The sequence below is a fragment of the Serratia sp. ID 25-353 genome (assembly GCF_054792795.1).
The window spans coordinates 3,985,449-4,008,983 of sequence record NZ_CM139236.1 but is presented as its reverse complement, the minus strand read 5'-3'; the positions used below and the strand labels follow the sequence as shown (position 1 = coordinate 4,008,983).

Genomic DNA, 23,535 nt, shown 5'->3' with positions numbered 1-23,535 from the left:
ATCTGAATGAGAACTGTCTCCACGCGAGATAACCGAGGAAAAATAAATGGCTGATATTACCGCTGCCCTGGTAAAAGAACTGCGCGAGCGTACCGGCGCTGGCATGATGGATTGCAAGAAGGCGCTGGTTGAATCCAACGGCGACATCGAACTGGCAATCGAAAACATGCGTAAGTCCGGTGCGATCAAAGCCGCTAAAAAAGCAGGCAACGTAGCTGCTGACGGCGTGATCAAAACCAAGATCGAAGGCAACTACGGCATCATTCTGGAAGTTAACTGCCAGACTGACTTCGTAGCGAAAGACGCCGGTTTCCAGGCGTTCGCCGACAAAGTGCTGGATGCCGCTATGACCGGCAAAATCACTGACGTTGACGTGCTGAAAGCACAGTTCGAAGAAGAGCGCGTAGCGCTGGTGGCAAAAATCGGCGAAAACATCAACATTCGTCGCGTTGCTTCCCTGGAAGGCGAAGTGCTGGGCAGCTACCTGCACGGCGCGCGTATCGGCGTTCTGGTTGCGGCTAAAGGCGCTGACGACGAGCTGGTCAAGCAAATCGCAATGCACATTGCGGCGAGCAAGCCAGAGTTCGTGAAGCCAGAAGACGTGTCTGCTGAAGTGGTAGAAAAAGAGTACCAGGTTCAGCTGGACATCGCCATGCAGTCCGGCAAGCCGAAAGAAATCGCAGAGAAAATGGTTGAAGGCCGCATGAAGAAATTCACCGGCGAAGTGTCTCTGACCGGTCAGCCTTTCGTTATGGATCCGAGCAAATCTGTTGCTCAGGTGCTGAAAGAGCACAACGCTGACGTGACCAACTTCATTCGCTTCGAAGTGGGCGAAGGCATCGAGAAAGTCGAAACCGACTTCGCTGCTGAAGTTGCCGCGATGAGCAAACAGTCTTAATGACTGTCGATGGAACCGCCGTCTGGCGGTTCCATACTATCCAGCCAGAATTACACCGGTGGCAGGCCCTGCAGCGTGATACTCACCTCAGGCGCGTTTCATCGGCTGAAATCCCCAATACTAATACTGCTTCTTAGGACAGAACACCATGGCAACCAATGCAAAACCCGTATATCAGCGTATTCTGCTTAAACTGAGTGGCGAAGCCCTGCAAGGTGCAGAAGGTTTTGGTATCGACGCCAGCGTTTTGGATCGCATGGCTCAGGAAGTGAAAGAGCTGGTCGAACTGGGAATTCAGGTCGGTGTAGTTATTGGCGGCGGGAACCTGTTCCGCGGCGCGGGCCTGGCGCAAGCCGGCATGAACCGCGTAGTGGGCGACCACATGGGAATGCTGGCTACCGTGATGAACGGCCTGGCTATGCGTGATGCACTGCACCGTGCCTATGTGAACGCCCGCCTGATGTCGGCGATCCCGCTGAATGGCGTATGTGACAATTACAGTTGGGCAGAGGCGATCAGCCTGCTGCGCAACAACCGCGTGGTGATCTTCTCCGCCGGTACCGGCAACCCGTTCTTCACCACCGATTCCGCCGCTTGCTTGCGCGGTATCGAGATCGAAGCGGACGTGGTGCTGAAAGCCACCAAAGTGGATGGCGTATACTCCGCCGATCCGGTGAAAAACCCGGATGCGACGCTGTATGAACAATTAACCTATCAGGACGTGCTGGAGCGCGAGCTGAAAGTGATGGATCTGGCGGCGTTTACGCTGGCCCGCGATCACGGTCTGCCGATCCGCGTATTCAACATGAACAAGCCAGGCGCACTGCGCCGCGTGGTGATGGGTGAGAACGAAGGTACGCTGATCAGCAAATAAGGCTGTTCACACCCCTTTTTCGGCGCGCGTGACGCCAGGCGCCGCGCGCTCTCCGAGTACGATTACGGGCTATACTTGAGTATCGCCTGCCAAGTAACCAGCTTCCAAGGGTTTGCAACGTGACTAATGAAATCAGAAAAGATGCTGATTCACGCATGGAAAAAAGCGTAGAAGCATTCAAAAACCAAATCAGCAAGATCCGCACCGGCCGCGCTTCTCCAAGCATTTTGGACGGCATCATGGTGGAATACTACGGCGCCGCTACGCCGCTGCGTCAGCTGGCCAACGTGACCGTGGAAGACTCCCGCACGCTGAAAATCAACGTGTTCGACCGCAGCCTGAGCCAGGCCGTTGAGAAAGCGATCATGAGCTCCGATCTGGGCCTCAACCCGTCTTCCGCCGGTTCTGACATTCGCGTTCCGCTGCCTCCGCTGACCGAAGAGCGTCGTAAGGATCTGATCAAGATCGTGCGCGGCGAAGCCGAGCAGGGCCGCGTAGCGGTGCGTAACGTGCGTCGCGACGCCAACGACAAGGTCAAGGCGCTGCTGAAAGACAAAGAGATCAGCGAAGACGAAGAACGTCGTTCACAAGACGAGATTCAGAAAATGACCGACGCTTACATCAAGCTGGTCGACGCCGCGCTGGCGGAGAAAGAAAAAGAGCTGATGGATTTCTAATCAGTATCGCGCAGAAAAAAAGCGTCGCCTGGGCGGCGCTTTGTTTTTTGTGGCGCAGATCCCGTTTCATCGTACTGAAAGATCATGGACAAGCGGTGTCCAAGGTTCCACACTGGAACACCTCCGATCTCATCAGACAGTTATTCAGAGTGAACTCATGAAGCAACTGACCATTCTTGGCTCGACCGGCTCGGTAGGGACCAGCACCCTGGCCGTGGTCAGGGCGAATCCCGACCGTTTTGCGATCAAAGCGCTGGTGGCCGGCCGCAACGTCGCGGTTATGGCGCAGCAATGCATGGAATTTCGGCCCGCCTTCGCCGCAATGGCGGATGAATGCGCCGCGCGTGAGCTGCGCGCTGTTCTGGCGGAAAGCGGCGTCGCTACCGAAGTCTTGGCCGGAGAACAAGCGGCCTGCGAGCTGGCCGCTTTGGACGACGTCGATCAGGTGACGGCGGCGATCGTTGGCGCTGCGGGGCTGTTGCCAACGCTGGCGGCGATCCGCGCAGGCAAGCAGGTACTGCTGGCCAACAAAGAGTCGCTGGTCACCTGCGGCCGTCTGTTTATGGATGCGGTGCGGCATAGCCAGGCGCAGTTGCTGCCGCTCGACAGCGAGCACAACGCGATTTTTCAGAGTTTGCCTGAGAGTATTCAGCGTCAGTTGGGATACTCTTCCCTGGACAGTCATGGTGTTTCGCGCATCGTGCTTACCGGCTCCGGCGGCCCGTTCCGCACCACGCCGCTGGAGCAGTTCGCCGCGATGACCCCGGATCAAGCCTGCGCCCACCCGAACTGGTCGATGGGCCGCAAGATCTCGGTGGACTCCGCCACCATGATGAACAAAGGTCTGGAATACATTGAGGCCCGCTGGCTGTTTAACGCCTCGGCCGAGCAAATGGAAGTGATCCTGCATCCGCAGTCGGTGATTCACTCGATGGTGCGTTACGCCGACGGCAGCGTGCTGGCGCAGCTGGGTACGCCGGATATGCGCACGCCGATCGCTCACGCGATGGCGTATCCGCAGCGCGTGAACTCCGGCGTCGAAGCGCTGGACTTCTGCCGCATCGGTTCGCTGACCTTCGCCGAACCGGAGCGCGAGCGTTATCCTTGCCTGTATCTGGCGATCGAAGCGTTCGACGCCGGCCAGGCGGCGACCACCGCGCTGAACGCGGCCAACGAAATCGCCGTGGCGGCATTTTTGCAGCAGCAGATTCGCTTCACCGACATCGCGGCGGTCAACCGCCAGGTGGTGGAACGTCTCGCGCTGCAGGAACCGACCTGCATCGAAGCGGTCTTAGACATTGACCGCCAGGCGCGCGCCGCCGCCGAGGAGCGCGTTCGCGCGTTGCGCGGTTGAGCACGGCGATTATCCGATTTTGCTCGTAATTCACGCGTGCCGCAGCGGGGCCGTTTGTTCATGCCCCGCTGAGGTGGTATAGTCTGCGCCACCTGTCAGCGGTTATACCGTTGAATTATGGCCCGATTGGCGCTGTATGCGCCAATGGCGACCCGGCTGCGCCGGGTATCGCGAGGGCAGGCTGAAAGCCGTGTCGGGCACACGGCTTTTTTTGCGCGTAAGGGCCTGATGTTCCGGAAAGGCAGTTATATTTCTACTGAGGAAATAAGTACGAGTTATGTCGTCCGCAAACCAACAAGAGGCTAATCCATCTTCCCCGGGGCCGCGCCATGTCGCCATCATCATGGACGGTAACGGACGCTGGGCCAAACGTCAGGGCAAGTTACGTGTCTTCGGTCATAAAGCAGGGGTGAAATCGGTTCGCCGCGCGGTCAGTTTTGCCGCCAGCCACCATTTAGATGCGCTCACGCTTTATGCCTTCAGCAGCGAAAACTGGAACCGTCCGGTGCAGGAAGTCTCCGCCCTGATGGAGCTTTTTGTCCGTGCTCTGGATAGTGAAGTAAAAAGCCTGCATAAACATAACGTCAGGCTGCGGGTGATCGGCGATATCAGCCGCTTCAGCGCGCGTTTGCAGGAGCGGATCCGCCGCTCTGAAGCACTGACGGAAAATAACGATGGCCTGACGCTCAATATCGCTGCCAACTACGGTGGCCGTTGGGATATCATTCAGGGAGTAAAGGAACTGGCCGAACAGGTACGGGTAGGGGAGTTGCACCCGGATCAGATCAGCGAGGAATTATTGAGCGAGCGGGTTTGCATGAGCGACCTGGCGCCGGTGGATCTGGTTATCCGCACCGGTGGCGAGCATCGCATCAGTAACTTCCTGCTGTGGCAAATCGCCTATGCTGAACTTTACTTTACTGATGTGCTCTGGCCTGATTTCGATGAACTTGTCTTTGAAGGTGCGCTGAATGCATTTGCACAACGTGAGCGCCGCTTCGGGGGAACAACACCTATCGGCGCCGATGCGTCCTAGGGAGAACTTTTGCTGAAGTATCGCCTCATAACTGCTCTGATTTTAATCCCGATCGTTATCGCGGCGCTGTTCCTGTTGCCGCCGCTGGCCTTTGCTCTGGTAACGCTCGTCGTGTGCATGTTAGCAGCCTGGGAGTGGGGCCAACTGGCCGGTTTTACCTCCCGTTCGCAGCGCATCTGGCTGGCGATACTGTGCGGTTTTCTGCTGGCGCTGATGATGCTCAGCGTCCCTGCTTACCATCAATCCGTGCCGCAGATAAGCGGCTCGCTGTGGCTGTCGCTGGCCTGGTGGCTGGCGGCGCTGCTGCTGGTGTTGTTCTATCCCGGCTCGGCCGCCATCTGGCGCAATTCGCGCCCGCTGCGCCTGCTGTTCGGTCTGCTGACCATCGTGCCGTTCTTCTGGGGCATGCTGGCGCTGCGCCAGTTCGGCTACGAGCAAAACCCGTTTACCGGCGCCTGGTGGCTGCTGTACGTGATGCTGCTGGTGTGGGGCGCGGATTCCGGCGCCTACATGTTCGGCAAGCTGTTCGGCAAGCATAAGCTGGCGCCAAAGGTCTCGCCGGGTAAAACCTGGGAAGGGCTGATTGGCGGGCTGCTGACGTCGGCGGTCATTTCCTGGCTGTTTGGTCGCTACGCGCCACTGAACGTGGTGCCGACCACGCTGTTGGCCTGTTCTGTGCTCGCCGCGCTGGCTTCGGTGCTGGGCGATTTGACCGAAAGCATGTTTAAACGCGAAGCGGGCATCAAGGACAGCGGTCATTTGATCCCCGGTCACGGCGGCATATTGGATCGTATCGACAGCCTGACCGCGGCGGTGCCGGTGTTTGCCTGCCTGATGCTGTTGGTGTTTTAATCCGTCGATGACGGAAAGTGAGGGATGATGGTCAGCGTGCTTTGGAACCTGGTGGCGTTTCTGATTGCGCTCGGTATTTTGATTACCGTGCACGAGTTCGGACACTTTTGGGTTGCCCGTCGTTGCGGCGTGCGCGTTGAACGCTTCTCCATCGGCTTTGGCCGGGCGCTGTGGCGCCGTACCGATCGCCAGGGCACCGAGTACGTCATCGCTTTGATTCCGCTCGGCGGCTACGTGAAGATGCTGGACGAGCGCGTGGAGTCGGTGGCGCCGGAAATGCGTCACCAGGCCTTCAACAACAAAACCGTCTGGCAGCGCGCGGCCATCATCAGCGCCGGCCCCATCGCCAATTTCCTGTTTGCTATCCTTGCCTATTGGCTGGTGTTCATCATCGGTGTGCCGAGTTTCCGCCCGGTGATCGGCGAAATCGCGCCGCAATCCATCGCCGCCAAGGCTGAAATTTCGTCTGGCATGGAACTAAAGTCGGTTGACGGCATCGAAACGCCTGATTGGGAATCAGTTCGTCTGGCGCTGGTGGCGAAGATTGGCGATGCGCAAACCGAAGTCGGCGTCGCGCCGTTCGGTTCTTCGCAGGTGGTGACAAAAACCCTGGATTTGCGCCAGTGGAACTTTGAACCGGACAAGCAGGATCCCGTTGTCGCGCTGGGCATTATGCCGCGCGGCCCGCAGATAGAATCCGTGTTGGCGGAAGTGCAGCCTAACTCGGCGGCGCAAAAGGCGGGTTTACAAGCGGGGGACAGGATCGTTAAAGTCGATGGTCAGCCGTTGGGTCGTTGGCAGACGCTGGTGAAGCGTATCCACGATGGCCCGGGGCAGCCGCTGGCTTTGGAGATTGAAAGAAACGGCGCCCCCTTGTCTTTGACGCTGATACCGGATACAAAGCCGGTGGGAAAAGACAAATCGGTGGGTTTTGCAGGCATCATTCCAAAAGTGCTGCCGCTGCCGGACGAGTATAAGACGATTCGCCAGTATGGACCGTTCCCGGCGCTGTATCAGGCCGGCGACAAGACCTGGCAGCTGATGCGGCTGACGGTCAACATGCTGGGCAAATTAATAACCGGTGATGTAAAGCTGAACAACCTGAGTGGCCCGATCTCGATTGCACAGGGAGCTGGGGCGTCAGCCGGAGTCGGGTTCGTGTATTATCTGATGTTCCTGGCGTTGATTAGCGTCAACCTGGGTATCATCAACCTGTTCCCATTACCGGTGTTAGATGGTGGGCATCTCCTCTTCCTGGCGATAGAAAAGCTGAAGGGTGGGCCGGTTTCCGAGCGAGTACAGGACTACAGCTACCGCATAGGTTCTATCGTGCTGGTGTTGTTGATGGGTCTTGCACTTTTCAATGATTTTTCCCGCCTCTAGGGGCGGGGATAGGTTAGGAAGAACGCATAACAACGATGGCGATGAAAAAGTTGCTCATAGCGTCGCTGCTGTTTGGCAGCGCCACCGTATACGGTGCAGACGGGTTCGTAGTGAAAGATATTCATTTCGAAGGCCTGCAGCGAGTCGCCGTCGGTGCGGCGTTACTCAACATGCCGGTTCGCGTCGGCGATACCGTCACTGACGATGACATCAGTAATACCATTCGTGCCTTGTTTGCCACCGGCAACTTCGAGGACGTGCGCGTACTGCGCGATGGTAATACCTTGATCGTGCAGGTGAAGGAACGTCCTACCATCGCCAGCATCACTTTCTCCGGCAATAAGTCGGTGAAAGATGACATGCTCAAGCAGAACCTGGAAGCCTCCGGCGTCCGGGTGGGCGAGGCGCTCGACCGCACCACGATCTCCAGCATTGAAAAAGGGCTGGAAGACTTCTACTACAGCGTCGGTAAATACAGCGCCTCGGTGAAAGCCGTAGTCACGCCGTTGCCACGCAACCGTGTCGACCTGAAACTGGTGTTCACGGAAGGGGTCTCCGCCAAGATTCAACAAATCAACATCGTCGGCAACCATGCCTTCACCAACGACGAACTGATCTCGCGCTTCCAACTGCGTGACGAAGTGCCGTGGTGGAACCTGGTCGGCGATCGCAAATACCAGAAGCAGAAACTGGCGGGCGATCTCGAAACCCTGCGCAGCTTCTATCTGGATCGCGGCTATGCCCGCTTCAATATCGATTCTACTCAGGTGAGCCTGACGCCGGATAAAAAAGGCATCTACATCACCATCAATATCACCGAAGGCGATCAGTACAAGCTTTCCGATGTTGTCGTGAACGGCAACCTGGCCGGCCACTCGGCGGAAGTCGCTCAGATCACCAAAATCGAACCGGGCGAGCTGTACAACGGCAGCAAGGTGACCAAAATGGAAGACAACATCAAAACGATGTTGGGCCGTTATGGTTACGCCTACCCGCGCGTCGGCACTCAGCCTGAGATCAACGATGCGGATAAAACCGTCAAGCTGCACGTCAACGTTGACGCGGGCAACCGCTTCTACGTGCGTCGCATCAAGTTCGAAGGCAACGACACCAGCAAAGATTCCGTACTGCGTCGTGAAATGCGCCAGATGGAAGGCGCCTGGCTCGGCAACGAGCAGGTCGAGCAGGGCAAAGAGCGTCTGAACCGTCTGGGCTACTTCGAAACGGTTGACGTGGAAACCCAGCGCGTGCCGGGCACCGCCGATCAGGTCGACGTGACCTACAAGGTGAAAGAGCGCAACACCGGTACCTTCAACTTCGGCGTCGGTTACGGCACCGAGAGCGGCGTCAGCTTCCAGGCGGGCGTGCAGCAGGATAACTGGTTGGGTACCGGCTACTCGGTCGGCATCAGCGGCACCAAGAACGACTACCAGACCTATACCGAACTGTCGGTCACCAACCCGTACTTCACCGTTGACGGTGTGAGCCTGGGCGGCCGCATCTTCTACAACGACTTTAAGGCGGATGACGCGGATCTGTCGGACTATACCAACAAGAGTTACGGTATCGACGGCACGCTGGGCTTCCCGATCAACGAGAACAACTCGTTGCGTACCGGCCTGGGCTACGTCCACAACGGCCTGTCGAACATGCAGCCGCAGATCGCCATGTGGCGTTACCTCGACTCGATGGGCGTGGATGCGAACAAGACCGACCGCGCCAGCTACTCGACGGACGACTTTACGCTGAACCTGGGTTGGACCTACAACAACCTGGACCGCGGCTACTTCCCGACGTCGGGTAACCGCACCACGTTGAACGGCAAGGTCACCATTCCGGGCTCGGACAACGAATACTACAAGGTGACGCTGGACAGCGTACAATATGTGCCGATCAACGACGATCGCACCTGGGTGCTGTTGGGCCGTGGCCGTCTGGGTTACGCGGATGGATTGGGCGGCAAGGAAATGCCGTTCTACGAGAACTTCTACGCCGGTGGTTCGAGCACCGTGCGCGGCTTCCAGTCCAACACCATTGGTCCGAAGGCGGTGTACTACAACTCCAACTCGTACCAGTGCCAGTTCAACGCCGGCAGCACGACCGATCGTCAGAGCATCTGTAGCTCGGATGACGCGGTGGGCGGTAACGCCATGGCGGTCGCCAGCCTGGAGCTGATCACCCCGACGCCGTTCATCAGCGAGAAATACGCCAACTCGGTGCGGACGTCGCTGTTCATCGATGCCGGTACCGTGTGGGATACCAAGTGGAAAAATACCAACGAAACGCTGATGTACGGTGTGCCGGACTACAGCAAGGCCAGTAATATTCGTTCTTCCGCCGGTATCGCGCTGCAGTGGATGTCGCCGCTGGGGCCGTTGGTGTTCTCTTACGCCAACCCGATCAAGAAATACGAAGGCGACAAATCCGAACAGTTCCAGTTTAACATCGGTAAGACCTGGTAACGGGTCTCGCCTCTGGGCATAAAAGTTATTAAGAATCGCAATGGCCAGGCGACCGCCGGCAGAGGGAGATGATTCTCATTGTTTGGTGGGATAAGTCTGGCAAATTGTGTACTTCAGTGTCATATGACACAAATGGGTGATGGTAAGGAGTTTATAGTGAAAAAGTGGTTGTGTGCCGCAGGCCTCGGTTTAGCAATGGCTGCTTCAGCTGGTGTTCAGGCAGCAGATAAGATCGCTGTCGTTAACGTCTCCAGCATTTTCCAACAGCTGCCGGCCCGCGAAACGGTCGCTAAACAGCTGGAAAACGAGTTTAAAGGCCGTGCAAGCGAACTCCAGAACATGGAACGTAGCCTGCAGACCAAAATGCAACGTCTGCAGCGTGACGGCGCTACCATGAAAGCCAGCGATCGCAGCAAGTTGGAAAAAGACGTGATGGCGCAGCGCGAGCAGTTCTCTCAGAAAGCCCAGGCTTTCGAGCAGGACAACCGTCGTCGCCAGATGGAAGAGCGTAACAAGATCCTGAGCCGTATTCAGGACGCGGTGAAATCTGTCGCCAGCAAAGGCGGTTATGACGTGGTGATCGACGCCAACGCCGTTGCCTATGCAGACTCTTCCAAAGATATCACTGCTGATGTGCTGAAACAGGTTAAATAACACATGCTTTCAATTCGACTGGCTGATTTAGCGCAGCAGTTGGATGCACAATTGCACGGTGATGGCGATCTCGTCATCACCGGCATTGCTTCTATGCATTCGGCACAGCCTGGCCAAATCACGTTTTTGTCAAACAGCCGCTATCAAGAGCAGCTGTCTTCCTGCCAGGCAAGCGCCGTGGTGCTTACCGAAGCGGATTTACCACACTGCCGTGCTGCGGCGCTGGTGGTTAAGAACCCTTACCTGACCTACGCGCGCATGGCGCAGCTGATGGACACCACGCCGTCGCCGGCCCAGGATATCGCGCCAAGCGCGGTGATCTCGCCTGAAGCGCAGCTGGGGCAGAACGTCGCCATTGGGGCGAACGCGGTGATCGAGTCGGGTGCGGTGCTGGGCGATAACGTGGTTATCGGCCCGGGCTGCTTCATCGGCAAACACGCACGCATCGGCGCGGGAACGCGTCTGTGGGCGAACGTCACGATTTATCATGCGGTTGAAATCGGCCAGCGCTGCCTGATCCAGTCCGGCACCGTGATCGGCGCGGACGGTTTCGGCTATGCGAACGAGCGCGGCGAGTGGATCAAAATCCCTCAATTGGGCACGGTGATTATCGGCGATCGCGTCGAAATCGGCGCTTGCACCACCATCGACCGCGGCGCTTTGGATAACACCCAAATCGGGAATGGTGTTATCATCGACAACCAATGCCAGATTGCACATAACGTCGTGATTGGCGACAATACCGCCGTCGCCGGCGGTGTGATCATGGCCGGCAGCCTGAAAATCGGCCGCTACTGCCAGATTGGCGGTGCCAGCGTGATCAACGGTCACATGGAAATTGCCGACAAGGTTGTTGTTACCGGAATGGGAATGGTTATGCGACCAATCACCGAACCTGGGGTATACTCTTCGGGCATTCCGTTGCAGCCTAACAAGGTTTGGCGTAAAACCGCTGCGTTGGTGATGAATATCGATGAGATCAGCAAACGCTTGAAAGCTGTCGAACGTAAAGTCGGAAAAGACTAATCATTGCCGCCCGCCCTGGCGGGTACAAAACGAAACGCGTTGGTCGTGAGACCAAAAGCGCAAAGAGATGTTAATTTGCGGCCTGCATGATGATCTCCTTTTGGGGTCAGCGCAGGCCGTGTTGTTGATGCCATCAGTTTTTAGAGACAGGAAGAGTATTTTGACTACTGACACTCATACTCTGGATATTGCAGAAATTTTGGATCTGCTTCCTCACCGTTACCCGTTCTTGCTGGTCGACCGCGTCCTCGAGTTTGAAGAGCACAAATATCTGCGTGCGGTGAAGAACGTATCGGTGAACGAACCGTTTTTCCAGGGCCACTTCCCTGGCAAACCGATTTTCCCAGGCGTATTGATCCTGGAAGCCATGGCGCAGGCCACCGGTATCCTGGCGTTTAAAAGCGTCGGCAAACTGGAGCCGGGCGAGCTGTATTACTTCGCCGGTATCGACGAAGCACGCTTCAAGCGCCCTGTGGTGCCAGGCGATCAGATGGTCATGGAAGTCACCTTCGAGAAAACTCGCCGCGGCCTGACTCGCTTCAAAGGCGTGGCGACCGTTGACGGTAAAATTGTCTGCGAAGCAACCATGATGTGTGCCCGCAGCCGGGAGGCTTAATCCGTGATTGACCAAACCGCCTTTATCCATCCTAGCGCGATAGTCGAAGAAGGCGCCGTGATCGGCGCCAACGTGCATATCGGCCCTTTCTGCTACGTCGGCTCCCAGGTGGAAATCGGCGCCGGCACGGTGCTGAAATCCCACGTGGTGGTGAACGGCATTACCAAGATTGGCTGCGATAACCAGATTTATCAGTTCGCCTCCATCGGTGAAGTGAACCAGGATCTGAAATACGCGGGCGAACCGACGCGCGTTGAAGTGGGCGATCGCAATCGCATCCGCGAAAGCGTCACCATCCACCGCGGTACCGCGCAGGGCACCGGCCTGACCAAAGTGGGCAACGACAACCTGCTGATGGTCAACGTGCACGTCGCCCACGACTGCGTGGTCGGCAACGCTTGCGTGCTGGCCAACAACGCCACGCTGGCGGGGCATGTGGAAATCGACGATCACGCCATCATCGGCGGCATGACGGCGATCCACCAGTTCTGCATTATCGGTGCGCATGTGATGGTAGGCGGTTGTTCCGGTGTCGCTCAGGACGTGCCTCCATTCGTCATCGCTCAGGGCAACCACGCGACGCCGTTTGGCGTCAACGCGGTCGGCCTGAAGCGCCGCGGTTTTGACAAGGATGAAATGCAGGCGATCCGCAATGCCTACAAAATCCTGTATCGCAGCGAAAAAACGCTGGATGAAGCGAAGGCGGAAATCGAAGCCCTGGCCAAAGAGCAACCGGTGGTGCAGCAGTACCTCGATTTCTTCACCCGTTCCACCCGCGGCATCATTCGCTGAGTTATGTCGAATCGTCCATTGACTATCGGGTTGGTCGCCGGGGAAACCTCCGGTGACATTCTCGGCGCCGGTTTGATCCGCGCGCTCAAGGCGCAGATCCCCGACGCGCGTTTCGTTGGCGTCGCCGGCCCGCTGATGCAGGCCGAAGGCTGCGAAGCCTGGTACGAAATGGAAGAGCTGGCGGTCATGGGCGTGGTGGAAGTGCTCGAGCGCTTGCCACGCCTGTTGAAGATCCGCAAGGATCTCACTCGCCGCTTCGGCGAGCTGCGGCCGGACGTGTTTGTCGGCATCGATGCGCCGGACTTCAACATCACGCTGGAAGGCCGCCTCAAGCAGCGCGGCATCCGCACCATCCACTACGTCAGCCCTTCCGTGTGGGCCTGGCGGCAAAAGCGCGTTTTCAAAATTGGCAAAGCCACCGATCTGGTGCTGGCCTTTCTCCCTTTCGAAAAAGCGTTTTACGATCGCTTCAACGTACCTTGCCGGTTTATCGGCCACACCATGGCGGACGCCATGCCGCTGCAGCCCGATCGGCTGGCGGCGCGCGCTCAGCTTGGCATCGCTCCGCAGGCGCGCTGTTTGGCCTTGCTGCCGGGCAGCCGCGGCGCCGAAGTCGAGATGCTGAGCGCCGACTTCCTCAAAACCGCGCAGTTGCTGCGCACCCGTTATCCTGAGCTGGAAGTGGTGGTGCCGCTGGTCAACGCCAAACGGCGCGAGCAGTTTGAGCGCATCAAGGCGGAAGTCGCGCCGGATCTGACCGTACACCTGCTGAACGGTCAGGGGCGCGAGGCGATGATCGCCAGCGACGCGGCTCTGCTGGCGTCCGGCACGGCGGCGCTGGAGTGCATGCTGGCCAAGTGCCCGATGGTGGTGGGCTATCGCATGAAGCCGTTCACTTTCTGGCTGGCGCAGAAGCTGGTGAAAACGCCTTACGTTTCGCTGCCGAACCTGCTGGCGGAGCGTGAGATCGTTACCGAGCTGCTGCAGCATGACTGCGTGCCGGACAAACTGGCCGCCGCCGTGATGCCGCTGCTGGAAGAGAGCCCGGAAACCGAAGCGCTGAAACAAACTTTTCTTACCTTGCACCAAAGCATCCGTTGCGGTGCGGACGAACAGGCCGCTCAGGCTGTGTTGGAGCTGGCGAAAGCATGATTGAACCCTTTATCTATCCCGCTGCCACGCTGATTGCCGGTGTGGACGAAGTGGGCCGCGGCCCGTTGGTCGGCGCGGTGGTCACCGCCGCCGTGATCCTCGATCCGGCGCAGCCGATCGTCGGGCTGGCGGATTCCAAGAAACTCAGTGAAAAACGCCGTCTGGCGCTGTATGACGAAATCGTCGCCAAGGCGCTCTCCTGGAGCCTGGGGCGCGCCGAACCGGCGGAAATCGACCAACTGAACATTTTGCACGCCACCATGCTGGCGATGCAGCGCGCGGTGGCCGGGTTGCATATCGCGCCAGACATGGTTTTAATCGACGGTAATCGTTGCCCGAAGCTGCCGATGCGTTCGCAGGCGGTGGTGAAAGGCGACAGCCGCGTGGCGGAGATCAGCGCGGCGTCCATTCTGGCGAAGGTCACGCGCGATCGCGAAATGGCCGAGCTGGACAGCGAGTTCCCGGACTACGGTTTCGCGCAGCATAAAGGCTACCCGACCGCCCTCCACCTGGAGCGGCTGGCCGCGCTGGGCGCCACCGAGCACCACCGCCGCAGCTTCGCGCCGGTGAAAAGGGCGCTGGCGCTGTAGTCTGCGGGCCTGGTTGACCAGGCCCGACGAGAGCATTAACCCGGGTTCAGCTTGCTGAGCCCCTTCAATCAGGTATCTGGAGATGGCCGAACCTCGTTTTATTCACCTGCGCGTCCACAGTGACTACTCCATGATTGATGGATTAGCCAAGACGGCGCCGTTGGTGAAAAGAGCCGCCGCGTTAGCCATGCCTGCTCTGGCAATCACCGATTTCACCAACCTGTGCGGGTTGGTGAAGTTCTACGGCAGCGCGCACGGCGCCGGGATCAAACCGATCATCGGCGCGGATTTCCATGTGCAAAGCGAAGAACTGGGCGACGAGCTGGCCCAGTTGACGGTGCTGGCCAGCAACAACGAAGGTTACCAGAACCTAACGCTGCTGATTTCCCGCGCCTATCAGCGTGGCTACGGGGCCGCCGGCCCGACCATCGATCGCGACTGGCTGATTGAACATCGTGAAGGGCTGATTCTGCTCTCCGGCGCGCGTCAGGGCGACGTCGGCAAGTTTCTGCTGCGCGGCAACCAGGCGCAGGTGGATCAGTGCCTGGACTTCTACCAGCAGCACTTCCCGGACTGTTACTACCTGGAACTGATTCGCACCGGCCGCCCGGACGAAGAGAACTACCTGCATGCTGCGGTGGCGCTGGCCACTGAGCGCGGTTTGCCGGTGGTGGCCACCAACGACGTGCGCTTCCTGGTGGAAGACGACTTCGACGCCCATGAAATTCGCGTCGCTATTCACGACGGCTTTACGCTGGACGATCCCAAGCGGCCGCGCAACTACAGCCCGCAACAATACATGCGCAGCGAAGACGAGATGTGCGAGCTGTTCGCCGACATCCCGGAAGCGCTGCTGAACAGCGTCGAGATTGCCAAGCGCTGCAACGTCACCATTCGCCTCGGCGAATACTTCCTGCCGCAGTTCCCGACTGGCGATATGAGCACCGAGGACTTCCTGGTACTCAAATCGAAAGAGGGGCTGGAAGAGCGTCTCGAGTTCCTGTTCCCCGATCCTGAAGTGCGCGCGCAGCGCCGCCCGGAATACGACGAGCGTCTGGACGTCGAGCTGAAGGTGATCAACCAGATGGGGTTCCCTGGCTACTTCCTGATCGTGATGGAGTTTATCCAGTGGTCGAAGGACAACAACGTGCCGGTTGGCCCGGGGCGCGGCTCCGGTGCCGGTTCGCTGGTGGCCTATGCGTTGAAAATCACCGACCTCGATCCGCTGGAGTTCGACCTGCTGTTCGAACGCTTCCTGAACCCGGAACGTGTTTCGATGCCCGACTTCGACGTCGATTTCTGCATGGAGAAGCGCGACCAGGTAATTGAGCACGTGGCGGAGATGTACGGCCGCGAAGCGGTATCGCAGATCATCACCTTCGGGACCATGGCGGCGAAAGCGGTTATCCGCGACGTAGGCCGGGTGTTGGGGCACCCGTATGGCTTTGTCGATCGCATCTCAAAACTGGTGCCGCCTGATCCGGGCATGACGCTGGAGAAAGCCTTCGCCGCCGAACCGCAGCTGCCGGAAATTTACGAGGCCGACGAAGAGGTCAAGGCGCTGATCGACATGGCGCGCAAGCTGGAAGGGGTGACGCGCAACGCCGGTAAACACGCCGGGGGCGTGGTAATCGCGCCGACCAAGATCACCGACTTCGCGCCGCTGTACTGCGACGCCGAAGGGCACCATCCGGTGACCCAGTTCGACAAGAACGACGTGGAATACGCCGGGCTGGTGAAGTTCGACTTCCTCGGCCTGCGCACCCTGACCATCATCGACTGGGCGCTGGAGATGATCAACGCCCGGCGCGCGAAGACCGGGCTGGAGCCGATCGACATCGCCGCCATTCCGCTCGACGACAAGAAAAGCTTCGATATGCTGCAGCGCTCGGAAACCACGGCGGTATTCCAGCTTGAATCGCGCGGCATGAAAGACCTGATCAAACGTCTGAAGCCCGACTGCTTCGAAGACATGATCGCACTGGTGGCGCTGTTCCGTCCGGGGCCGCTGCAGTCGGGCATGGTGGATAACTTCATCGACCGCAAGCACGGCCGCGAAGAGATCTCCTACCCGGATATCCAGTGGCAGCACGAGTCGCTCAAACCGGTGCTGGAACCGACCTACGGCATCATTCTGTATCAGGAACAGGTGATGCAGATTGCCCAGGTGCTGGCCGGCTACACCCTGGGCGGCGCGGATATGCTGCGTCGTGCAATGGGTAAAAAGAACCCGGTCGAAATGGCCAAGCAGCGCGGCGGCTTTGAAGACGGCGCGAAATCGCGCGGCATCGACGGCGAACTGTCGGTGAAAATCTTCGACCTGGTGGAGAAATTCGCCGGTTACGGCTTCAACAAATCGCACTCTGCCGCCTATGCGCTGGTCTCTTACCAGACGCTGTGGCTGAAGGCGCACTACCCGGCCGAGTTTATGGCGGCGGTGATGACCGCCGATATGGACAACACCGACAAAGTGGTGGGGCTGGTGGACGAATGCTGGCGCATGGGGCTGAAGATCCTGCCGCCGGACATCAACAGCGGCCTGTATCACTTCCACGTCAACGACGACGGCGAGATCGTTTACGGCATCGGCGCCATCAAGGGCGTGGGGGAAGGGCCGATCGAAGCCATCATCGAGGCGCGCAACAGCGGCGAACAGGGTTACTTCAAAGACCTGTTCGATCTCTGCGCACGCTCTGACATCAAGAAATTGAACCGCCGCATTCTGGAAAAACTGATCATGTCCGGGGCGTTCGATCGCCTCGGGCCGCACCGCGCCGCGTTGATGAATTCGCTCGGCGACGCGTTGAAAGCGGCGGATCAGCATGCCAAAGCCGAAGCGATCGGCCAGGTGGACATGTTCGGCGTGCTGGCGGAAGCGCCGGAGCAGGTAGAGCAATCCTACGCCAACGTCCCCCCGTGGCAGGAGCAGGTGGTGCTGGACGGTGAGCGGGAGACGCTGGGGTTATATCTGACCGGCCACCCGATCACCCAGTACCTGAAGGAGATCGAACGTTACGCCGGTGGCCAGCGTTTGAAAGACATGCACCCGACGGACCGGGGCAAAATGACCACCGCCGTCGGGTTGGTGGTCGCCGCGCGGGTGATGGTGACCAAGCGCGGCAACCGCATCGGCATCTGTACATTGGATGACCGTTCGGGTCGTCTGGAAGTGATGTTATTCACCGAAGCGTTAGAAAAATACCAGCATTTGTTGGAAAAAGACCGTATCCTTATCGCCAGTGGACAGGTCAGCTTTGATGACTTTAGCGGTGGGCTTAAAATGATGGCCCGCGAGGTAATGGACATCAGTGAAGCCCGGGAAAAATACGCTCGCGGGCTTGCTATCTCGCTGACTGACAGGCAAATTGATGACCAGCTTTTGAACCGTCTCCGCCAGTCGTTGGAACCCCATCGATCGGGGACGATTCCAGTGCATCTCTACTATCAACGGGAAGATGCGCGAGCCAAGCTGCGTTTTGGCGCAACCTGGCGCGTGACGCCCACCGACCGCTTGTTGATCGACTTGCGGACGTTGGTAGGCAATGAGCAGGTGGACTTGGAATTTGACTAAAATAGGAATGCTATGAGTCTGAATTTTCTTGATTTTGAACAGCCGATTGCAGAGCTGGAAGCGAAAATTGACTCGCTGACTGCAGTCAGCCGTCAAGACGAAAAATTAGATATTAATCTGGACGAAGAGGTTCAGCGCCTGCGTGAAAAGAGCGTTGAGCTGACGCGCAAGATTTTTGCCGATCTTGGGGCCTGGCAGATTGCCCAATTGGCACGCCACCCGCGCCGTCCTTATACCCTGGATTATATCAAACACATCTTTACCGACTTCGAAGAGTTGGCGGGCGATCGCGCTTACGCCGACGACAAAGCGATCGTCGGCGGCATTGCGCGCCTGGATGGCCGCCCGGTGATGATCATCGGGCACCAGAAAGGCCGTGAAACCAAAGAGAAGATCCGCCGCAACTTCGGCATGCCGGCGCCGGAAGGCTACCGCAAGGCGCTGCGCCTGATGGAAATGGCCGCCCGCTTCAAGATGCCGCTTATCACCTTTATCGATACCCCGGGCGCTTATCCGGGCGTGGGCGCGGAAGAGCGCGGCCAGTCCGAAGCCATCGCGCGCAACCTGCGTGAGATGTCGCGTCTGAACATCCCGGTCATCTGCACCGTCATCGGCGAAGGCGGCTCCGGCGGCGCGCTGGCGATCGGCGTGGGCGATAAGGTGAACATGCTGCAGTACAGCACCTACTCGGTGATTTCGCCGGAAGGCTGTGCCTCCATCCTGTGGAAGAGCGCCGACAAGGCGCCGCTGGCCGCCGAAGCGATGGGCATTACCGCGCCGCGTTTGAAAGAGCTGAAGCTGATCGATTCGGTGATCCCGGAGCCGCTGGGTTCCGCGCACCGCGACGTGCCGGCGATGGCCGCCGCGCTGAAAGCGCAGCTGCTGGCCGATCTGAAAGATCTGGACGGTCTGAACGACGAAGAGTTGCTCAACCGTCGCTACCAGCGTCTGATGAACTACGGCTACTGCTGAGTTCTGTGCTTCGCTGCAAGAAACCGCCTCCGGGCGGTTTTTTTTTGGCTACACACCGCCGGATTTTCGTGGTGTTATAGAGACTTGGCCGTTAACTGACAGGAGCTGCCGATGAATATCATCGCCATCATGGGCCCGACGGGCGTCTACTACAAAGATGAGCCGATCCGCGAGCTCCACGCTGCGCTGGCCGCCATGGGATTCCAGCTGGTGTACCCCAAAAACAGCGGTGACCTGCTGAAGCTGGTCGAAGCCAATGCCCGCATTTGCGGGGTGATCTTCGACTGGGACGACTACAGCCTGGAGCTGTGCAGCGAGATCAACGACCTGAACGAATACCTGCCGCTGTACGCCTTTATCAATACTCACTCCACTTTCGACGTCAGCCTGCATGAAATGCGCATGGTGCTCTATTTCTTCGAGTATGGCCTGAATGCGGCGGACGATATCGCGCAGCGCATCCAGCAATACACTGCGGAATACATCGACACCATTACGCCGCCGCTGACCAAGGCACTGTTCAACTATGTGCGCGAAGGGAAGTACACCTTCTGCACGCCGGGCCATATGGCCGGCACCGCGTTCCAAAAAAGCCCGGTGGGCTGCCTGTTCTATGACTTCTTCGGCGCCAATACCCTGAAGGCCGACATCTCGATTTCGGTCACCGAGCTCGGTTCGCTGCTGGATCACACCGGGCCGCACCTGGAAGCCGAAGAGTATATCGCGCGTACTTTCAACGCCGAGCAGAGCTATCTGGTCACCAACGGCACCTCCACCGCCAACAAGATCGTCGGCATGTATTCGGCGCCGGCCGGCAGCACGGTGCTGATCGACCGCAACTGCCACAAATCGCTGTGCCACCTGCTGATGATGAGCGATATCGTGCCGATCTATCTGCGCCCACTGCGCAACGCCTATGGCATCCTCGGCGGCATTCCGCAGGGCGAGTTCACCCGCGAAAGCATCGCCGCCCGGGTGCAGGAGACCGAGAATGCCACCTGGCCGGTGCATGCGGTGATCACCAATTCCACCTATGACGGCCTGCTGTACAACACCGACTACATCAAGCAGACGCTGGAGGTGCCGTCGATCCACTTCGACTCCGCCTGGGTGCCTTACACCAACTTCCATCCAATTTACGACGGCAAAAGCGGCATGAGCGGCGAGCGGGTGCCCGGTAAGGTTTTCTACGAAACCCAGTCGACGCACAAGCTGTTGGCGGCCTTCTCGCAGGCTTCGATGATTCATATCAAGGGCGACTACGACGAAAGCACCTTCAACGAAGCCTACATGATGCACACCACCACCTCGCCGCACTATGGCATCGTGGCATCGATGGAGACCGCCGCTGCCATGCTGCGCGGCAACCCGGGGCGCCGCTTGATCAACCGCTCGGTGGAGCGCGCGCTGCATTTTCGCCGTGAAGTGCAGCGGCTGCGCGAGGAGAGCGACAGTTGGTTCTTCGACATTTGGCAGCCGGAAGAGATCGATGAGGCGCAATGTTGGCCATTGGATCCTGACGACAACTGGCACGGCTTCGGTCAGACCGATCGTGATCACATGTACCTCGATCCGATCAAGGTGACGATCCTGACGCCGGGCATGAACGAGCTGGGCACGCTGGAGGAGGAGGGGATCCCGGCGGCGCTAGTGGCGAAGTACCTCGACGAGCGCGGCATCGTGGTGGAGAAGACCGGGCCGTACAACCTGTTGTTCCTGTTCAGCATCGGCATCGATAAAACCAAGGCGATGAGCCTGCTGCGCGGCCTGACCGACTTCAAGCGCGCCTACGATCTCAACCTGCGGGTGAAGAACATGCTGCCGGATCTGTACGCCGAGGATCCGGATTTCTATCGCAACATGCGCATTCAGGATCTGGCCGCCGGCATTCATCGCCTGATCTGCCAGCATGATCTGCCGCGCCTGATGCAGCGGGCGTTTGATGTGCTGCCGGAAATGAAGCTGACGCCGCACCAGATGTTCCAGGAGCAGGTGCGCGGCAACGTGGAAACCTGCGAGCTGGATCAGCTGGTGGGCAAGGTGGCGGCCAATATGATCCTGCCGTATCCGCCGGGCGTGCCGCTGGTGATGCCGGGGGAAATGATCACCGAAGAGAGCCGTGCGGTGCTCGATTTTCTGCTGATGCTGTGCTCGATCGGCGAGCGCTATCCCGGTTTTGAAACCGACATCCACGGCGCCAAGTTGACGGAAGAGGGGCGCTATCTGGTGAAGGTGTTGAAAGCCCCGCAGCCGTAATGCATAACACGCCCGGCGGTTTGGAAAGATATGCCGGGCGTTCTCATTGACGTCATCGCCGCCGCCGGATACCTTGCCTCATCAGACCGAACAGGAGCGGCCGTCATGCTGGCGTTACGTCAGGTACACCATATCGCGATCATTGGCGCGGACTACGCCGCCAGTAAGCATTTTTACTGCGACATTCTCGGATTTACCCTGCTGAGCGAAGTCTACCGCGAGGAGCGCGGCTCCTGGAAAGCGGATCTGGCGCTCAACGGGCAATACACTATCGAGCTGTTTTCTTTCCCTTCGCCGCCGGCCCGCGTCAGCCGCCCGGAGGCCTGCGGCCTGCGCCATCTGGCGTTCAGCGTCGACGACATCGAACAGGCCATCGCCCATCTGCAGGCGGCCGGCGTCGCCTGCGAACCGGTACGCGTCGATCCTTACACCCAATCCCGTTTTACCTTTTTCAGCGATCCCGATGGTTTACCGTTAGAATTATACGAGAGTTAACGGCTTAATCGCCTCCCGGCGGCCACAGCCGGGGGCGGTTATGCTATGATCGCGCCCTTGCCCTACATGCCTACAGAGTTATTTCCGCCATGCAAGAGCCTGCTTTTCGCGTCGGGGAGTGGCTGGTTACCCCTGCCGACAACACCATCAGCCGCGACGGACGCCAAAAAACGCTGGAACCGCGCCTGATCGACATGCTGTGCTATTTCGCCCGCCATCCCGACGTGGTGCTGAGCCGCGACGAGCTGATCGACAACGTCTGGAAGCGCAATATCGTCACCAACCATGTGGTGACCCAATGTATTTCAGAGCTGCGTAAATACCTGAAAGACGGTGACAGCGACAGCCCGGAATACATTATCACCGTGCCCAAGCGTGGGTATAAGCTGGCGACGTCGGTGATCTGGTGTGAAGAGGGGGAGACGCAACCCGCTCCCGCACAGGCGCCGCAGATCGCGGTGATCATGCATGAACCGGAAGACGGCAGTGACGACGACGAGACGCCGTACGTGCCGCCGCGCCGGGCAAGTGCGCCGGTTGCCGCGCCTGACGAAAAGAAGCCGCGTTTTTATCGCCGCTCGACCTTCTGGGTTTGGCTGGCGTTTCTGGCGGCGCTCAGCGTCTGCGTGGCGTTTGTCGGCATCGCCACGCTGTCGCAGCGCGTGCCGGTATCCACCATGCCGGTGCTGCTCAACCCGCGCGACATCGATATCCGCATCCAGGGCGGCGAGAGCTGCAGCAACTGGATGCCGCAGCTCTCTTATGTGGTAGGCGTCAGCGAGCTGATCACCGATTCGTTGAACACCTATTCGACCTTCCTGGTGCACGATCAGACCAACTACAACTATTCCGGCCCCAGCAACTCGGGCAAGTCGCTGTATATCGAGTTCGTCAATCAGCGCCACTACCGTGCCCAGCAGTGTTTCCTGTCCGTGCGGCTGGTGGATAACGCCGACAGCTCAGTCATGCTCGACAAGCGTTATTTCATTACCGCCGATAACCAGCTGAAGATCCAGACCGACTTCCTCTCCAGCCTGTCCGCTGCGCTGAAGCAGCCCTGGCCGCCACAGCTGGAGCAGCGTCTGGCGCAGCTGCTGCCCGACAACGGGCCGTTGCTGCAGCGTTTCTACCAGGCGCATCAATTGCTGATCCACGGCGACGCCGATTCGTTGACCCGCGCCAGCGCCCAGCTGAGCGAGCTGATTAAAAGCGCGCCGAACTTCCACTACTTACTGGCGGAAAAAGCGTTGGTGGACCTGCTGCGTAATTCTTATCAACCGTTCGACAGCCAGGCCTTGACGCAATTGCGCGCCGATATCCGCCATCTGGCGACGATCCCGGAATTGAAAAACACACCAATCATGCAGCAAGTTCTGGCGGTGGATGCATTGACGCAGGGGCGCATTGACGAGGCGCACCGGGCTATCGATCTGGGGATTGAATTGCAAATGTCGTGGCTGAATTATGTGCTGCTGGGCAAGGTGTATGAAATGCAGGGGCAGAACCATTTGGCGGCGGATTCTTATATTACCGCATTTAATCTTCGCCCCGGCGAAGACACATTGCATTGGATCACCAATGGCGTATTCCAGACGTCATTGACCAACGTGGTGCCTTATTTAAATAACTATCAGCGCCAATAATTAACCGAGACCATGCCGCCATTATTCTACCGGGATCATGGCGGCGTTATTTAATGGTGAAGGTATGTTGCATGAATGTATTATTTTGCTGCGCGATATTATTTCTTTTTTGCCGTTTGTTATTCGTTTTTAACTTTTCCATCTCGTTGTTTTAAAATGATGTTTATCTTTTCTTTAGCTTACCTTTTTATCTTGACGTGTTAATGAAAAACCTCAGGTTATCATTTGTATG

19 protein-coding genes are annotated in these 23,535 nt (G+C 58.4%); all 19 read left to right on the top strand.

Annotation, left to right across the window (positions count from 1 at the left end; all coding sequences use genetic code 11):
- Positions 1-46: 46 nt before the first annotated feature.
- The 19 genes from tsf to cadC all read left to right on the top strand — a co-directional run bounded on the left by tsf (position 47) and on the right by cadC (position 23,303).
- Positions 47-898, top strand: coding sequence for a translation elongation factor Ts (gene tsf, locus ACYF6X_RS19320; RefSeq protein ID WP_107227893.1), 852 nt, complete (start codon positions 47-49; stop codon positions 896-898).
- 148 nt (positions 899-1,046) lie between these two features.
- Positions 1,047-1,772 carry a UMP kinase gene (pyrH, locus tag ACYF6X_RS19315; protein ID WP_004931940.1) on the top strand — a complete coding sequence of 242 codons (726 nt, stop codon included), beginning with the start codon at positions 1,047-1,049 and terminating at the stop codon, positions 1,770-1,772.
- 119 nt (positions 1,773-1,891) lie between these two features.
- Positions 1,892-2,449: a ribosome recycling factor gene (gene frr, locus ACYF6X_RS19310; protein ID WP_004931943.1), complete on the top strand. Its 558-nt coding sequence runs from the start codon at positions 1,892-1,894 to the stop codon at positions 2,447-2,449.
- 157 nt (positions 2,450-2,606) lie between these two features.
- A complete protein-coding gene (gene ispC, locus ACYF6X_RS19305; protein ID WP_130017429.1) occupies positions 2,607-3,803 on the top strand; it encodes a 1-deoxy-D-xylulose-5-phosphate reductoisomerase in 1,197 nt (398 codons plus the stop codon).
- Positions 3,804-4,080: 277 nt separating this feature from the next.
- A complete protein-coding gene (gene ispU, locus ACYF6X_RS19300; RefSeq protein WP_063990764.1) occupies positions 4,081-4,839 on the top strand; it encodes a (2E,6E)-farnesyl-diphosphate-specific ditrans,polycis-undecaprenyl-diphosphate synthase in 759 nt (252 codons plus the stop codon).
- Between the two features lie 9 nt (positions 4,840-4,848).
- The gene (gene cdsA / locus ACYF6X_RS19295) at positions 4,849-5,691 is read left to right on the top strand and encodes a phosphatidate cytidylyltransferase (RefSeq protein WP_063990765.1); all 843 of its coding nucleotides are present in this window, start codon (positions 4,849-4,851) and stop codon (positions 5,689-5,691) included.
- A gap of 27 nt (positions 5,692-5,718) precedes the next feature.
- The gene (gene rseP / locus ACYF6X_RS19290; RefSeq protein WP_004931952.1) at positions 5,719-7,074 is read left to right on the top strand and encodes a sigma E protease regulator RseP; all 1,356 of its coding nucleotides are present in this window, start codon (positions 5,719-5,721) and stop codon (positions 7,072-7,074) included.
- Between the two features lie 35 nt (positions 7,075-7,109).
- Positions 7,110-9,536 carry an outer membrane protein assembly factor BamA gene (gene bamA, locus ACYF6X_RS19285; protein ID WP_063990766.1) on the top strand — a complete coding sequence of 809 codons (2,427 nt, stop codon included), beginning with the start codon at positions 7,110-7,112 and terminating at the stop codon, positions 9,534-9,536.
- Positions 9,537-9,692: 156 nt separating this feature from the next.
- Positions 9,693-10,190 carry a molecular chaperone Skp gene (skp, locus tag ACYF6X_RS19280; RefSeq protein WP_025304031.1) on the top strand — a complete coding sequence of 166 codons (498 nt, stop codon included), beginning with the start codon at positions 9,693-9,695 and terminating at the stop codon, positions 10,188-10,190.
- Positions 10,191-10,193: 3 nt separating this feature from the next.
- Positions 10,194-11,216 carry a UDP-3-O-(3-hydroxymyristoyl)glucosamine N-acyltransferase gene (lpxD, locus tag ACYF6X_RS19275; RefSeq protein WP_025304030.1) on the top strand — a complete coding sequence of 341 codons (1,023 nt, stop codon included), beginning with the start codon at positions 10,194-10,196 and terminating at the stop codon, positions 11,214-11,216.
- Positions 11,217-11,376: 160 nt separating this feature from the next.
- Positions 11,377-11,832: a 3-hydroxyacyl-ACP dehydratase FabZ gene (fabZ, locus tag ACYF6X_RS19270; RefSeq protein WP_004931962.1), complete on the top strand. Its 456-nt coding sequence runs from the start codon at positions 11,377-11,379 to the stop codon at positions 11,830-11,832.
- 3 nt (positions 11,833-11,835) lie between these two features.
- Positions 11,836-12,624, top strand: a complete 789-nt coding sequence (gene lpxA, locus ACYF6X_RS19265) for an acyl-ACP--UDP-N-acetylglucosamine O-acyltransferase (protein ID WP_004931964.1) — start codon at positions 11,836-11,838, stop codon at positions 12,622-12,624.
- A gap of 3 nt (positions 12,625-12,627) precedes the next feature.
- Entirely contained in the window at positions 12,628-13,776 is a 1,149-nt protein-coding gene (gene lpxB / locus ACYF6X_RS19260) for a lipid-A-disaccharide synthase (protein ID WP_130017428.1), read from the top strand.
- Positions 13,773-14,366: a ribonuclease HII gene (rnhB, locus tag ACYF6X_RS19255; protein WP_033654126.1), complete on the top strand. Its 594-nt coding sequence runs from the start codon at positions 13,773-13,775 to the stop codon at positions 14,364-14,366. Before lpxB ends, rnhB begins: the two co-directional genes overlap by 4 nt.
- Before the next feature lie 82 nt (positions 14,367-14,448).
- Positions 14,449-17,937 carry a DNA polymerase III subunit alpha gene (dnaE, locus tag ACYF6X_RS19250; protein ID WP_063990769.1) on the top strand — a complete coding sequence of 1,163 codons (3,489 nt, stop codon included), beginning with the start codon at positions 14,449-14,451 and terminating at the stop codon, positions 17,935-17,937.
- A gap of 12 nt (positions 17,938-17,949) precedes the next feature.
- Positions 17,950-18,909 (top strand): acetyl-CoA carboxylase carboxyl transferase subunit alpha, encoded by a 960-nt coding sequence (gene accA / locus ACYF6X_RS19245; RefSeq protein ID WP_019455765.1) that lies wholly within the window; start codon positions 17,950-17,952, stop codon positions 18,907-18,909.
- A 111-nt stretch (positions 18,910-19,020) separates the two neighbouring features.
- On the top strand, positions 19,021-21,165 hold the full coding sequence (locus ACYF6X_RS19240; RefSeq protein ID WP_063990770.1) for a lysine decarboxylase LdcC: 2,145 nt from the start codon (positions 19,021-19,023) through the stop codon (positions 21,163-21,165).
- 105 nt (positions 21,166-21,270) lie between these two features.
- On the top strand, positions 21,271-21,660 hold the full coding sequence (locus ACYF6X_RS19235; protein ID WP_087763683.1) for a VOC family protein: 390 nt from the start codon (positions 21,271-21,273) through the stop codon (positions 21,658-21,660).
- Positions 21,661-21,749: 89 nt separating this feature from the next.
- A complete protein-coding gene (gene cadC / locus ACYF6X_RS19230) occupies positions 21,750-23,303 on the top strand; it encodes a lysine decarboxylation/transport transcriptional activator CadC (RefSeq protein WP_130017427.1) in 1,554 nt (517 codons plus the stop codon).
- Positions 23,304-23,535: the final 232 nt, after the last annotated feature.